13 protein-coding genes are annotated in these 13,691 nt (G+C 68.3%); 10 read left to right on the plus strand and 3 right to left on the minus strand.

The genetic code is table 11. From position 1 onward, the window contains the following. Nucleotide 1: 1 nt before the first annotated feature. The 10 genes from DAT35_RS29590 to DAT35_RS29640 all read left to right on the plus strand — a co-directional run bounded on the left by DAT35_RS29590 (nucleotide 2) and on the right by DAT35_RS29640 (nucleotide 11,957). Entirely contained in the window at nucleotides 2–1,525 is a 1,524-nt protein-coding gene (locus DAT35_RS29590) for a hypothetical protein (RefSeq protein WP_108071198.1), read from the plus strand. Further along, a complete protein-coding gene (locus tag DAT35_RS29595; RefSeq protein ID WP_108071200.1) occupies nucleotides 1,522–2,922 on the plus strand; it encodes a hypothetical protein in 1,401 nt (466 codons plus the stop codon). Before DAT35_RS29590 ends, DAT35_RS29595 begins: the two co-directional genes overlap by 4 nt. A 3-nt stretch (nucleotides 2,923–2,925) precedes the next feature. Further along, complete coding sequence (locus DAT35_RS29600) at nucleotides 2,926–4,725, plus strand: tail fiber domain-containing protein (protein ID WP_108071202.1); 1,800 nt, start codon at nucleotides 2,926–2,928, stop codon at nucleotides 4,723–4,725. After that, complete coding sequence (locus tag DAT35_RS29605; RefSeq protein WP_108071204.1) at nucleotides 4,722–4,931, plus strand: hypothetical protein; 210 nt, start codon at nucleotides 4,722–4,724, stop codon at nucleotides 4,929–4,931. Before DAT35_RS29600 ends, DAT35_RS29605 begins: the two co-directional genes overlap by 4 nt. A gap of 9 nt (nucleotides 4,932–4,940) precedes the next feature. After that, the gene (locus tag DAT35_RS29610) at nucleotides 4,941–6,605 is read left to right on the plus strand and encodes a hypothetical protein (RefSeq protein WP_108071206.1); all 1,665 of its coding nucleotides are present in this window, start codon (nucleotides 4,941–4,943) and stop codon (nucleotides 6,603–6,605) included. A 17-nt stretch (nucleotides 6,606–6,622) separates the two neighbouring features. Then, entirely contained in the window at nucleotides 6,623–7,381 is a 759-nt protein-coding gene (locus tag DAT35_RS29615; protein WP_108071208.1) for a hypothetical protein, read from the plus strand. 243 nt (nucleotides 7,382–7,624) lie between these two features. Beyond that, complete coding sequence (locus DAT35_RS61030; protein ID WP_233261786.1) at nucleotides 7,625–9,985, plus strand: CARDB domain-containing protein; 2,361 nt, start codon at nucleotides 7,625–7,627, stop codon at nucleotides 9,983–9,985. A 106-nt stretch (nucleotides 9,986–10,091) separates the two neighbouring features. Further along, nucleotides 10,092–10,331, plus strand: coding sequence for a hypothetical protein (locus DAT35_RS29630; protein ID WP_108071210.1), 240 nt, complete (start codon nucleotides 10,092–10,094; stop codon nucleotides 10,329–10,331). Continuing rightward, nucleotides 10,321–10,767, plus strand: a complete 447-nt coding sequence (locus DAT35_RS29635) for a hypothetical protein (RefSeq protein WP_108071212.1) — start codon at nucleotides 10,321–10,323, stop codon at nucleotides 10,765–10,767. Before DAT35_RS29630 ends, DAT35_RS29635 begins: the two co-directional genes overlap by 11 nt. Nucleotides 10,768–11,309: 542 nt before the next feature. After that, the gene (locus DAT35_RS29640) at nucleotides 11,310–11,957 is read left to right on the plus strand and encodes a hypothetical protein (protein ID WP_146209933.1); all 648 of its coding nucleotides are present in this window, start codon (nucleotides 11,310–11,312) and stop codon (nucleotides 11,955–11,957) included. A 128-nt stretch (nucleotides 11,958–12,085) separates the two neighbouring features. On the opposite strand, the gene DAT35_RS29645 is transcribed toward DAT35_RS29640, so the two are convergent. The 3 genes from DAT35_RS29645 to DAT35_RS29655 all read right to left on the minus strand — a co-directional run bounded on the left by DAT35_RS29645 (nucleotide 12,086) and on the right by DAT35_RS29655 (nucleotide 13,572). Then, nucleotides 12,086–12,427 carry a hypothetical protein gene (locus DAT35_RS29645; RefSeq protein WP_108071216.1) on the minus strand — a complete coding sequence of 114 codons (342 nt, stop codon included), beginning with the start codon at nucleotides 12,425–12,427 and terminating at the stop codon, nucleotides 12,086–12,088. Between the two features lie 64 nt (nucleotides 12,428–12,491). Next, on the minus strand, nucleotides 12,492–12,920 hold the full coding sequence (locus DAT35_RS29650) for a GAF domain-containing protein (RefSeq protein ID WP_199243034.1): 429 nt from the start codon (nucleotides 12,918–12,920) through the stop codon (nucleotides 12,492–12,494). A gap of 61 nt (nucleotides 12,921–12,981) precedes the next feature. Then, nucleotides 12,982–13,572, minus strand: coding sequence for a hypothetical protein (locus DAT35_RS29655; protein WP_233261787.1), 591 nt, complete (start codon nucleotides 13,570–13,572; stop codon nucleotides 12,982–12,984). Nucleotides 13,573–13,691 lie beyond the last annotated feature (119 nt).

Here is a 13,691-nt window from a genome sequence, read left to right on the forward strand (position 1 = left end):
GATGAGCGCCCTCTTCGACTCCCAGTACATCAGCTACAGCGCCATCGTCGAGCGTCTGCTCGAGGGAATGGGCCCGCGTTCGGATACGACCGATGGGGGCGTGGTGCGCACCCTGCTCGAGACGTATGCGCGGGAGATGGCCACCTTCTACGGCATGCTCGAGCTGGCCTACCAGTCCGGCTTCCTCGACACGGCCGAGGGAGACGCCCTGGACAACGTCGTCGCGGTGCTCGGCATCCAGCGGGCACGCGCCGGGCGGCTCACCGGGACGGTGGAGTTCAGCCGCTCCTCGCCCGCGCCGGAGGACATCGGTATTCCCGCGGGCCGGCAGGTGACGGGCACGCTCACGGAGGGTACACCGCTTCCGCTCTTCGCGACGGTGGAGGAGGCCGTCATCCGGCGCGGCGAGATGCGTGTCACCGTGGGCGTCCAGGAGCTCCAGGCGGGAGAATCCGGGGGGCCGCTGCTGCCCGTCATCAACCCGGGCAGCCTCAACCTGATGCCCCGGCCCATCCTCGGAGTGGAGACGGTGAGCAACCCGGATCCGCTGCGCCGCTCGAGTGAGGATGAGACGGACGATGGCCTGCGCGCCCGCGCCCGCACCGCGCTGCGCGATGGGGAGAAGGGGACGCTGGAGTCCATCGCCGCCGCCGTGCGCGAGCAGGGCATTCGTCAGGTCACCGTGCGCGAGCCCGTGGACGGCCCCGCCGGTGTGATCGACGTGGTGATTGGCGACCCGGACCTGGAGAAGGACGCCGGCCGGGTGGCGAGGGTGGATGCGGCCATCCGGGCCTCGAAGGCCGCCGGCGTCCGCGTCAACCTCAACTACGCGCGCAGCATCTACCTGCAACCCACCTTCCAGGTGGAGCCCGCGGATGAGAACCTGGACGAGCGCGGCTTTGATCGGCTGCGCGCGGAGCTCCAGTCCCAGTTGGTGCGCTTCGCCGCCGGCCTGTCGGCGGGCACCCTGGTGAGCCGCCGCAAGCTGGAGGCCGTCCTCTTCGGCAACCCGGCCGTGCGCAACGTCACCGACGTGAAGATGCTCACCTACTCCTGGAAGGAGGGGGTGCTCGTCGCCGAGCAGGAGGCACGCGAGACGGGCGCCAGCCGCGACTGGCGCATGGGGCCGCTCGAGCTGCCGCTCATCGATCCGGACCAGAAGCCGCCCCTCATCATCTGGTACCAGCCGCTCTACTACCGGCTGGACCTGGTGGTCTCCATCAACAGCAACGATCGCCGCGCTCCGGACGTCGTGCGCCAGGACGTGCGCACCGCGGTGGAGCTCTACGGCGCGGACCTGGGCCGGGTACCGGCGACGGGCATCCAGTGGACGACGCTGGAGCTGGCGCTCCTCTCCCGCGCCAACGTCAAGGAACTGCTCGGCGTGGTCATTACCGCCGCGGACACCGGGCTCGCCACGGTCCTCAAGAAGGTGACGCCCGACAAGGACACGCCCCCCGGCTTCGTGATGAGGGAGAACGGGCGGCTCGTGCTGGGTGGCGCCGAGATCGTGGGGGCCACGTGACACCCGCGCAGCGCACGCGCCGCATGCTGGAGATGCTCCCGCTGTTCCTGCAGCGCGGTGGCAACATCCGCTTGATCCTCGACGTGCTGGGGCAGGGGTTCGGGGAGATGGAGGGCGGCGTCACCCGGCTGATGCGCTCGCGCTGGCATACGCTCGCCCAGGGCTTCTCCGCGCGCGACACGCCGATGCGGAAGGCGGAGAGCGAGCTGGGGCGGCTGGCCGCGCTCTACGGCCTCTACGCCAGCCGGGACGAGCGGGACGACGCCTTCCGCCGCCACCTGGCCGCGCTGGTGGGCTTGCACCGCGTGGGCCTCACCACCGCGCCCGCGCTCCTCCAGCTCGTCGCCATGGTGTACCTGGCCGAGCAGACGCCGGAGATCTCCTGGGAGGGGCGGGTGGCCGTGGGCCAGTTCGAGGTGCGCGAGCCGGATGGCTCGCGGCGCGCGGTGCGGGTGGAGCTCGTGGACAACCCGCTCAGTCCGGCCTCGGCCCGCTTCACCGGTGCGAAGCCGGGTCAGTGGTTCGTCATCAGCAACGCGGGCCTGGACACCACGATGCCGGAGCTGTCGCTGACGGCGCCCGCGGACCGGGACGTCGCCGTGCCCATCCTGACCCAGCAGGAGACGGGCCTGAACGTCATCTTCGTGGGCGTGGTGCCGAGGAAGGCGACCCTGACCCTTCGCCACCAGCGCGTCCCGCTGATCGACGGCACGCCCTCGCAGGCCCCCGTCATCCTGGCGAGTCCCACCCGCTTCGTCGCCCAGGGCACCCTCAACACCGAGTCCCGCTTCGGCGAGCGCGGCGCCCCCCGTGCCCGGTTCTCCGTGTTCGACGAGCAGCGCAGCCTCCCCACGCTGCCGCCCGGCGAGAGCCGGTGGAGCTACGACACCCTGGATCGCGCGACGCTCCAGTCCTATGTGCCGGGCTGGCCCGCCGCGCTCATCAACACGGCCCTGACGGTGAAGAGCTCGCCTCCGGTGGATCTGGCACTGCACTGGACAGAGGTGGCCGCGGCGACGTTCGTGCTGCGCATCCCCGCTGACTATGTGCCCCCGCGCTACCGGCTGAAGGAAGGCGACACCGAGGCCCCTCCCGTTCCGGGCCTGCCCGGCCTGGTTCGCGACCTCGCCCGGGCGCTCGAGTATGGCCGGGCCGCCGGGGTGCGGCCCCGCATCGAGTTCACCCTGACCCTGCCCCCGGAGGCGCTCGAGCTCGCCGAGAGCACCGCCCGCATCGAGACGAGTCAGTCGTTCTCCGAGGCACTCGAGGTGAAGGACCCCATCCGGGCCGTCGGGCAGGCCGTCGAGTTCAAGGAGACGCTGCCCGAGATGAAGGAACGCCTCTCCTGGTCCGGAACCTTCAACGCGACCCGCTTCAACACGTCCGTCTTCAAGTGAGCCATGACCGAGCCATTCTTCAAAGCCAACCCCGGGGACCCCATCCTCTCCGAGCAGTGGAACAACATGCAGATCTCGATGCGCGACGAGATCAGCACGAAGATCATGACCCACACGCACAAGGGCGGGACGGATGGGCCCCGGCTCAGCGGGGATGCCATCGATCCGACCGCGGTGCTCTCCGTGCAGCGGGTCACCGCGGCCGTGAAGCTCATCGTCAACACCACCGACGTGGAGGCCACGCTCGCGAAGCTGAACACCGAAAAGCTCTCCCTTGCTGGCGGAGGAACCATCACCGGCGGGCTGTCGGTCACCGGCCCCCTCACCGCCAGCTCCAGCGTGACCGGTACCCTCACCGTCAACTCAGGCGCGACGGTGACGGGCCTCCTCACCGCCAACTCAGGCGCGACGGTGAATGGCCCTCTCTCCGTCAGCTCTGGCGCGACGGTGAATGGCCCTCTCACCGTCAACTCAGGCGCGACGGTGACGGGCCTCCTCACCGCCAGCTCTGGCGCGACGGTGAATGGCCCTCTCACCGTCAACTCTGGCGCGACGGTGACCGGCAGCCTCGCCGTCGGCCCCGGCTACGTCATGAAGAACGGGAACCTCGCCCTCGGAGCGCTTTCCATTGGCAGCGTCACGGCCAGCTTTGGCGGTGGCTCTGGCTGGAACAACAACATGGCGGGCCTGGTGCTGGAGACGCTGAAGAACACGGAGATCGCCGTTCACGACTCCGGCAACCGTGTCGCGAGCCTGATGTTCTATGAGGGAGACGCCGACAACCGCATCACCATCGGCCGGGACATGGGGGCGGGGTGGGGGGCCATCAACTCGCTGGACATCCGGGTCGCCGGCGCCATCAACGGCTGGGACCGGCTGGTCGTCACCGCGACACCGTTGTGGGGGGATGGCGTCCGCCACGTCTCCATCGGATCGGGGGGGGCTACGGGCATCATGCTCGTCAATCCCCACGTCCCCTGGCAGGGGAATAATGATCCCCGGGCGGCCATCCGGTATGGGCGCAGTGGCGGCGTGCTGAGCGGCGCCTTCTGGGACGTGGGGGTACGCGCGGGTGATGCCTTCTCGTTCGCACTCAACGGGGCGGACGACCACAAAATGTGGTTGGCCAGCAACGGCAACATTGGCATTGGCACCAAGTCTCCGCGCGCCCGCCTGGAGGTTGCCAACGGCGCCATCATGCCCACGGTAGGCAATAGCTCGAGCGCGGGCATCCAGTTCCCCATGGACCCCTTCGGCGGCAGTGGCGACAGTGCGTTCCTGCGCTACTTCCAGGTGGGGTCCGGCGAAGACACCAAGCTGCTGCTCGGCAACGACAACGATCCGAATGACACCCTGGGGTTCTGGCAGTACGGCGCCGAGCGCATGACGGTCTATAACGGCTGTGTCGGCATCAACACGCAGACCCCCAGTGCCACCCTCGATGTGAACGGAAGCCTGAATGTCCAGGGATTTTCCTGGTTCCGCGGCGGGTATTCGGGCTCGGATCTCCGCCTGAAGCAAGACATCACCCCGGTGGAGGACGCACTGGAGAAGGTGCTGCGGCTGCGCGCGCTCCGCTACCGGTTGCGCGACTCCCAGGATGACGCCGTCTACCTCGGCCTCATCGCCCAGGAGGTGGAGCAGATCTTCCCGGAGGTGGTCGCGGAAAACGCAGAAGGCATGAAGGGCATCAACTATTCCAGCCTCGTCGCTCCGCTCATCGAAGCCATCAAGACCCAGCAGCGGCAGCTCGACGGGCTGCGCGATGCATTGAAGACCCTCACCCAGGAACGCCCCGCATGAAAGCGAAGCTCGAAGAACGCCTCGAGGCCCTCAAGGCCGAATACGCCTCCGGACAGAAGATGCTCGCGGAGATCGACACCCGGCGCGCCACCCTCACCCAGGCGATGCTGCGCATCGAGGGCGCCATGCAGGTGCTCCAGGAGATGCTGGAGCACCCGTCGCCGGAGGCGGGCCCGGACGCCACGCCGAGGCCCCCAGCGTCCTGAGCCGCCCCCATGCCCCCTCCCCAGGTCAGCGCCACATTGAAGTACGGCGGTCAGCCGGCACCGGCGGGCGCGACCGTGCCCGTCGACGCCTCTGGCCTCGAGGTCGAGCTGCAGGTGCCCCCGGGGGTCGCCCTCGTCAGCGCCTCGCTCACGCTCAAGGCTCCGGCGGACAGCGAGACGCTGGACGTGCTCCAGGGCTCGCCGCCCGCCGCCATCGTCACCAGCACGGGCAAGGCCAGCCTGCCGGACACCACCGTGGAGTGGTTCACCGTGGACTGGGGCGTCCGCAGGCCGCTCGTCTCCCTCAAGCTGGTGCCCACCGGGACCACCGGGACGGGGAAGGGCGGCCGGTTGCGGCTCACGGAGGGGGGGCCCTGGTTCCTCCCCACGCCCGCTGTCGTCGTGCCGCTGGGCAGCAGCCGGACGTTGCCAGCCCTCATGGCCAGCAGGCTCATGCTGGAGGTCATCACCCTGGCCACCGCCCAGAACCCGAACGAGGCTCCGGCTACCGCCGACATCACCGGGCTGGAGCTCAAGGCCGCCGCGCGCCCCGTGGACCTGCGCGCGGCGGTCGGCACCGAGTCCCCATTCTTCATCCAGGCCCTGCCGCTGCAACCCCTCCAGGAGCTCACCCTTCGCGATGAGCTGCTCGCCGCTTTGACGAGGGCGTGGCCCGCGTCGCTCGAAGGAGGGCGGGTGGTGGTGACGTTGCGCTCGTCGGCCCCCGGCAGGCTGCTGCGCCCCCGGCTCTCGCTCTTTACCGCCCCCGTCCTCACCACCTTCGAGGGTGGGCAGGCAGTGGCCTCGCGCATCCTTCCGACCGATGGTCAGGCCGAGGCGGCCATCCCCGTCCCGGCGGGGCGGACGCTCCAGGGCGTGGAGCTCACCGTGGAGCCCCGGCTCCGGCCCGAGCGCTCCGGCCTCCTGCCTCGTCCTCCCGACGCGCCCCCGCTCGCGCACCACTGTGGGCAGCACCATGCGGCGGCACAGGGCTTCTCCCCGCTGCCTCCGGGCGCCGACCTTCAGGGGATCGATCTCTTCCTCCGGCTGCTGTCCCGCGCGGCGACGGGCACGCTGGCCATCCACCCCGATGACCACGGCCAGCCCGCGGTCGCGCCGTTCCCCGGCGCCACCGTGGACCTCGCGCTGGAGGAGCTCGGCACCCCGCCCGGGCCCTCCCGGTGGGTGTCCTTCGAGCTGCCCAAGGTCCTGGCCACGGGGGAGGGCGGGTGGTGGGCAGTGCTCACGCTGACAGCGGGTGAGCTGCTCTGGTCCTTGGGCGATGCCGCGCAGCTCGAGCCCTCGGCCGAGGTGTTGCCCCAGTCGGCGGCTTTTCGCCTGGACTCCAATCCCTGGCTGGCGCGCGAGGTGCCCGGCCTCACCCGGCCGTGGGCCTACTCCCGTCCCCGTCTGGCGGACCCGGCTCCGCGCCCCCCGCCGCGCGTCCAGCTCCGGTGGGGCACCGCGGGCATCGACGTGCCGCTCGATGGCGAGGGCCACGCCTCGCTCGGCCCGAAGCAGTTGGAGGCGCTTCCTCCGCCCGTCGCGGGCACCGGCGCGCAACCTCCGCTGCGCGTGGTGCTTGGCTCCACGATCGCCGGAGACGTCACCCTCCGCCAGCTCCGCGTCACCCTCTCCGCGGACAAGGCGCTCCTGTCTGGCCTCGATCCCTGAAAGGCAGCCCCGCCGCCATGCTCGCCGCGATCGAACATCACTTCCTCACCGCACTGGATGCCGCGCTTGCCGACACCGTCTACCTGAAGACGGGTCCCAGCACGGGCCCCTCGCCGAGCATGACCGAGCTCGTGGAGGTCTTCGCATCCCGCCTCGAGTTCTCGCGGTTGGAGGGGGACTCGCTGACGGAGGGCCGGGAGCCCGCCTTCCTCACCCAGGTGCAGCGCTGGACGGCGGACGGCACGACGAGCGACTTCGAGGTGCCAGCGGACGTGTGGGGGGACGTCATCGAGGTGCAGTCTCCTCCGGGCCAGCCCGCGAGCCGGGGCGACGACTACGCGCTGGAGGGGCGGAGGGTGAGGTTCTTCCGGCCGCCCACGGGCGAGGTCGTGGCGCTTCTCCGGGGCGGACCGGCCCGAGGCTTCCAGGCGAAGCAGCTCGCCGAGGTCTCCCTTTCGATTGTCGTCTGGGGAGGGACGATCGAGCGCACGGACGAGCTGTTCGGCGAGGTCCTCGCGGCGGCCCTGGCGGCGACGGTCGGCCTGGGCCACTTCGATGCCGGGCTGCCCGCCAACTCGGGCGTGCGGCTTCGTCTGCTGCGGCCGGTCGCGGCCCTCACGGGCATCACCCGGGGCCGGGAGAAGCTCGCCAGGAAGCAGCTCGTGTGCGCGTCGGCGAAACTGCTCCTCCGCGGCGAGCTCGAGCAGACCGTGGCCCTCGGCACGGCCGAGGCCCAGGGCCTCATCGAGAAGATCGAATACTCGCGGACCCCCTGAGCCACCGAATGCGTGGTGCCGTCCGGCAGCGGGCGCTTCAGCGAACGAGGCCGAGGGGAACGCAGTGGAGCTCCCTGTTGCCATACTCGCATCTCCAACCAACCCACCGAGCCCACCGCTGTTGTCATCAGGCTGTAACAGTACAGCCGCACTGATTGACCATTCGTGAAAAACCTGCGATTCTGGCTTGGCGGGTATTCCAAAATAACGCGCCGGATAGGCTGAAACGCGAGAGTACGAGCCATGACAGCAGGAGTCTGGGGGACTCGAGTCATCGGGGCCGTGGTGTTGTTGTCGTTGGGGGCGTGCGGGAGGTCAGCGGACGAAGGGGCCCTGGAGCGACGAGCGCTGCGTCAGGCGGCATCCATGGGGCCGGACTTCATCATCAAGTCCGTGACGGGTCCCACCAGTGCCATGCCCGGCCAGCAGTTCATTGCCTCGGTCACGGTGTGCAACCAGGGCGCCCAGGGTGATTCCACCGACGTGGAACTCTACCTCTCCTCCGACGCCACCATCACCCCCACCACGACTCCGGGCCCGACCACGGATCAGCCCCTGGGCCGCATTCCCACCAGCTTCCTCAATCCGGGCCAATGCCAGACGCTCTCCATGTCAGCCTACGCCTGGGCGCCTTCCGAGGGAGCCTGGTACCTGGGTGCCGCCGCCGACCCGAGCAACTACCGTCCCGAGCTCATCGAGGACAACAACACCCTGGCTGGCACGCGCATTGGGGTGGGCAACAAGGCTGACTTCATCATCAAGTCCGTGACGGGCCCCGCCAGTGCCATGCCCGGCCAGCAGTTCATTGCCTCGGTGACAGTGTGCAACCAAGGCACCCAGGGCGACTCCACCGACGTGGAGCTCTACCTCTCCTCCGACGCCACCATCACCCCCACCACGACTCCGGGTCCGACCACGGATCAGCCCCTGGGCCGCATGCCCACCAGCGTCCTCAACGCCGGTCAATGCCAGACACTCTCCATGTCCACCGGCGCCTGGGCGCCCTCGGAGGGAGCCTGGTACCTGGGCGCCGCCGCCGACCCGAGCAACTACCGTCCCGAGCTCATCGAGGACAACAACACCCTGGCTGGCACGCGCATCGGGGTGGGCAGTAAGGCCGACTTCATCATCAAGTCCGTGACGGGTCCGGCCAGTGCCACGCCCGGCCAGCAGTTCATTGCCTCGGTGACGGTGTGCAACCAGGGCACCCAGGGTGATTCCACCGACGTGGAACTCTATCTCTCCTCCGACTCCACCATCACCCCCACCACGACTCCGGGTCCGACCACGGATCAGCCCCTGGGCCGCATTCCCACCAGCTTCCTCAGCCCGGGCCAATGCCAGACGCTCTCCATGAGCACCTCTGCCTGGGCTCCCTCGGAAGGGGCCTGGTACCTGGGTGCCGCCGCCGACCCGAGCAACTACCGCCCCGAGCTCATCGAGGACAACAACACCCTGGCTGGCACGCGCATGGGGGTGGGCAACAAGGCTGACTTCATCATCAAGTCCGTGACGGGCCCCGCCAGTGCCACACCCGGCCAGCAGTTCATTGCCTCGGTGACGGTGTGCAACCAGGGCACCCAGGGTGATTCCACCGACGTGGAGCTCTACCTCTCCTCCGACGCCACCATCACCCCCACCACGACTCCGGGTCCGACCACGGATCAGCCCCTGGGCCGTATGCCCACCAGCTTCCTCAATCCGGGCCAATGCCAGACGCTCTCCATGAGCACTTCCGCCTGGGCGCCTTCCGAGGGAGCCTGGTACCTGGGCGCCGCCGCCGACCCGAGCAACTACCGTCCCGAGCTCATCGAGGACAACAACACCCTGGCTGGCACACGCATTGGGGTGGGCAACAAGGCCGACTTCATCATCAAGTCCGTGACGGGCCCCGCCAGTGCCACGCCCGGCCAGCAGTTCATTGCCTCGGTGACGGTGTGCAACCAAGGCACCCAGGGCGACTCCACCGACGTGGAGCTCTACCTCTCCTCCGACGCCACCATCACCCCCACCACGACTCCGGGCCCGACCACGGATCAGCCCCTGGGCCGTATGCCCACCAGCTACCTCAGCCCGGGCCAATGCCAGACGCTCTCCATGAGCACCTCTGCCTGGGCTCCCTCGGAAGGGGCCTGGTACCTGGGTGCCGCCGCCGACCCGAGCAACTACCGCCCCGAGCTCATCGAGGACAACAACACCCTCGCCGGCTCGCGCATCGGAGTGGGCAGCAAGGCCGACTTCATCATCCAGTCGATGAGCGGACCCGCCAGTGCCATACCCGGCCAGCAGTTCATTGCCTCGGTGACGGTGTGCAACCAGGGCACCCAGGGTGATTCCACCGACGTGGAACTCTACTTCTCCTCCGACGCTACCATCACCCCCACCACGACTCCGGGCCCGACCACGGATCAGCCCCTGGGCCGCACGTCCACCAGCTATCTCAACCCGGGCCAGTGCCAGACGCTCTCCATGTCCGCCTACGCCTGGGTGCCCAGCTCTGGCAATTGGTACCTGGGCGCCGCCGCCGACCCGAGCAACTACCGCCTCGAGCTCATCGAGGACAACAACACCCTCGCCGGCAACCTCATGTCCGTGAAGCCCTGAGGCACCCGGGTGGCCCGGGCGTTACCATCGGCACCACGAATCCCCCGCCGGCCGCGGCCGTCGGCATGACGGATGTAGCTTCAGCTCCCAGACCCATGCGGTCATCGTGCTGACCGCCGGAACGCCCTACTACGACAACTCGATTCCCATCACCCGGATGAGCGAGCAGTCACGGCTCGACACCTACCTGGCCAGCCGTGGCACCCCCGCGGACCAGGACACGTTGCTCGACGGAGACTTCTGGCGCAGGCCCTATCAGGACGGACGCAGCAGCCGGGCCATGTTGGAATTGGTGGATCAGGTGCGAGCACTGCGCGCCCTGGGACTGCTCATCGGTGGCCTATGACACGGACGATTCCTTCGGCAGCCAACGCGACGACGTGTTCGCCCGATATTGGCTGAAGCGCCGCAAGGAACACCCGGAAGAGCTCTTCATCGTGCTGGCGGGCAACACCCATGTGAGCACCCTCAAGGGCGCTCCCTGGGACAAGGACTACACCCCCATGGGTTGGCACCTGGCACAAGCGGATCCAACGCTCAAGGCGTTCGACCTGAGCCACCTCGCGGGCTCCCGGTGGGCGTGTGATTTCAACGCGCAAGGCCAACTCGACTGCCGCGTCCATAGGCTCGCTCGCAGCCAATGGCTCCCGTCGATCGTTCCCGTGAGCCCCTTCGTCTACGTCTTCCCGTACCTGAGCCGCGAGGGTTACCACGGGGTCATCTACGCGGATCGGCTGACGCCCTCATTGCCCGCCACGGTCCCGCCCCCCAAGCCGAAGTAGGGCGCGTCTCGCTCCGGCTGCTCCGGCTACGGAGAGAAAACCGGGGGGGGCGGCACGGCTGGCTTTCCGTTGTCGTGGACGCCCTCGTACCAATACTTGAGAGGATGGTGATTACCGCAGGCTCCAACTCGGATGCTCCACGTGAACGACTGCTCGAAAAATGTGTCGTTGGGGTGCCGACCAGCAAGTCGAGAGCCACCACCGAGTCGTTACAGTTCGCGGACGCGAACCGGGTGCCCCGGCCTTCTTGTCCTCCAAAAAATACCTGGCTAGGGTGTCGGGTTGTTCTGGTTTCGGGGGGCACGGTTGCTCAGTGGCTTCTGGAAGTCCGGCGATCCGCGGAGGCGCGGTCGCCAACCGGATAACCCGTGGTGGACCGTACAGGAGGTTTCATGAATAGAGTTGTCCGTAGTCTTCCCATCCTGGTTGTAGCGCTGGCGCTGTTCAGTGGTTCCGAGTCCCTGGCTGCGACGAATGTGCGGACCGGAAACGGTGCCTATGTGCCTTGCCAGAGCAGCATCGTCTTGGACTCCAGCGGCAACTTGCAGTCATGTATCCTGGCCGCCAACACCAACATCATCACGGGCAAGAACGCCTATCTCTATTGCAAGAGCGGCGCGCAGGCCTCGCTCTACAGCAACGGGAACATCGCGAGCTGCACTCTTGTCGCCAACACCAATATCATCACTGGAAAGAACGCCTACCTCTACTGTCAGAGCGATTTGCAGGCCTCGCTGTATGACAATGGAGCTGTGTCGAGCTGCACTCTTGTCGCCAACACCAACATCATCACTGGAAAGAACGCCTACCTCTATTGTAAAGAGGGTACGCAGGTTGCGATCAATATCAGTGGAAACGTGTCGAGTTGCACGCTCGTGGCCAACACCAACATCATCACTGGAAAGAACGCCTATCTCTACTGCCAGGCCAACATGTTGGCCTCAGTGTACGACACGGGCAATGTCTCCAACTGCTCGCTGGTCGCGAACACGAACATCCTCGCTGGTAACAACGCCTATCTCTACTGCAAGGCGCCCTCCGCCTCGAGTCTCTACCCGGATGGTGCGCTGAATAGCTGTGTGCTGGTCAGCGCCACGAACGTGGCCTCATGCGGGGGAGGCTACATCTACTGCCAGGCCAATTCGAACCTCGTCCTGTTCAACAGCGGCTGCCTCAACTCCTGCCTGTAGCAGGCTCAAAGGCACGTCGTACCTGAAGGTCGCGATGGGGATGGCCCGGTACCTCTCGGGGTCCGAGCTGTTCCCCCGCCTGGCCCGGGGCAGGCTCAACACGGATCGGCGAGTGTGGAAGGTGTCAATCAATGGCAGCGGGTGGCGTCCTCCGTGTTTTCAACGGTGATGCCCAGTTCATCCTCGAACACCTCCAGCAGGCGGGGCCGCATGAGGAGGGTGTCGGCGCGCAGGTGATGATTGATCGCGAGCTCCGCGCCGGAGAGCTTGCGTGCCGGGTGGGGGCGCTGAAGCAACGCATTGAGCTGGCGTTGAGCACCTTCCATGGCGCGAAGCACTGAGCGCTCGAGCGCCAGGTGCTTCGCCACGGTGTCCGCCACGATATCGAGGACGTCTCTCCGGGTCCCCGAGGGCTCACCCGCGCGCGAGCGGAGCAACTCCCGGATTTGCAGGTGGGCCTTCTCATCCACCTCGTCCCCCGCGGGGGTGAACGCGTCCTGGAAGCGCGGTACCCGCCTCCCCGCGGAGAGGGGCTCAGAAGCCGTCGGGCGGCAGCGCGTGCGCTGCGGTGCTGAGCATGTTCGTCACCTCGGTGGAGAGCTCGCCCTCGTACGTGAAGGCGATGCCCACCACGGCGCGCACCGCTCCGGCCTCGTCGAACACGGGCAGGGCCACCGAGGCGCGCACCGGCACGGCCCGCGCACCGGGCTCGATGTGGCCGCTCTGGTCCGTCTGGAGGTTGCACGTCTGCACCGGCTCCTTGGTGGCGAAGGCGATGCCGGCCATGCCCTTGCCATGCGGAATGGTGCGCACGGCGTTGAGCACCGGGGGCGGAATGTTGATCGCGGCCACCAGCTTCAGCGCATCGCCGTGCCGCAGGTGCACGGTGCCCGCCGTGCCTCCCTCCCGCGAGGCGAAGGACTCCAACCACGACTGGTACAGCGGCACGAGGGACTCGTCCATGCGCATCTCCTGGGAGGTCCCCGCTCCCCCGAGAGGGCGCGGGGCGTGGGTTCACGGCCGCTCAGAATCCGACGCCGAAGGTGAGCGAGGCCTGGGGTTGGAAGGCGTCCTGGGGCCGCAGCAACCGGGGCGCGTAGCGGAAGTACGCGGCGCTCACGCCCAGCTCGCCAACGAGCTCGATGCCGGAGCTCACCGGCAGCAGGGCGCGCAGCGAGGCCCCCACCTCGGGCCCGGCGGTGTCGATGCCCGTGGGTCCGGTGCCCTGGAAGTGGAAGCCGCCGTCGTCCTGGCCCACCTGCAACTCGGCGAAGCCGGCGCCGAGCCGGGGCTGGAGCCAACCCAGGGGCATCTTCCAGGAGGTGAGCTTGAAGAGGGCGCGGAAGTGGGCGATCTCCGGCTCGTCGTCATGGTGGAGGAAGCCCGAGCCGTTGCCACACGCCTCCACGCTGAGCAGCTCGAGCGGCGCCAGCTCAAGGCACAGCGTGGGGCGGCGGCTGGAGGTGGACGCGCCGATGCGCAGGTTGCCGTAGTTGCGCGGCGGCGTGTCGCGCAAGTCCTCGGTGCTGGCGGCGGGCGCCTCGGCCCGGGCGAGCCCCGCCCCGAGCCCCATCACCGCGAACATGAGCCGCACAACCGAGGACGCCAGGGACATGGGGCACTCCGGGCAGTGGCAGAGGCGCCTCGCGCCGGACGGGCGCCCCGGTACGAGCCGGAGTCAGTGTAGAGAGCGGGCAATCGAGCATCACGCCCGCCGCATGCCCCACCCACCCG

The sequence above is a fragment of the Vitiosangium sp. GDMCC 1.1324 genome (assembly GCF_003044305.1).
Classification (GTDB): Bacteria; Myxococcota; Myxococcia; order Myxococcales; family Myxococcaceae; genus Archangium.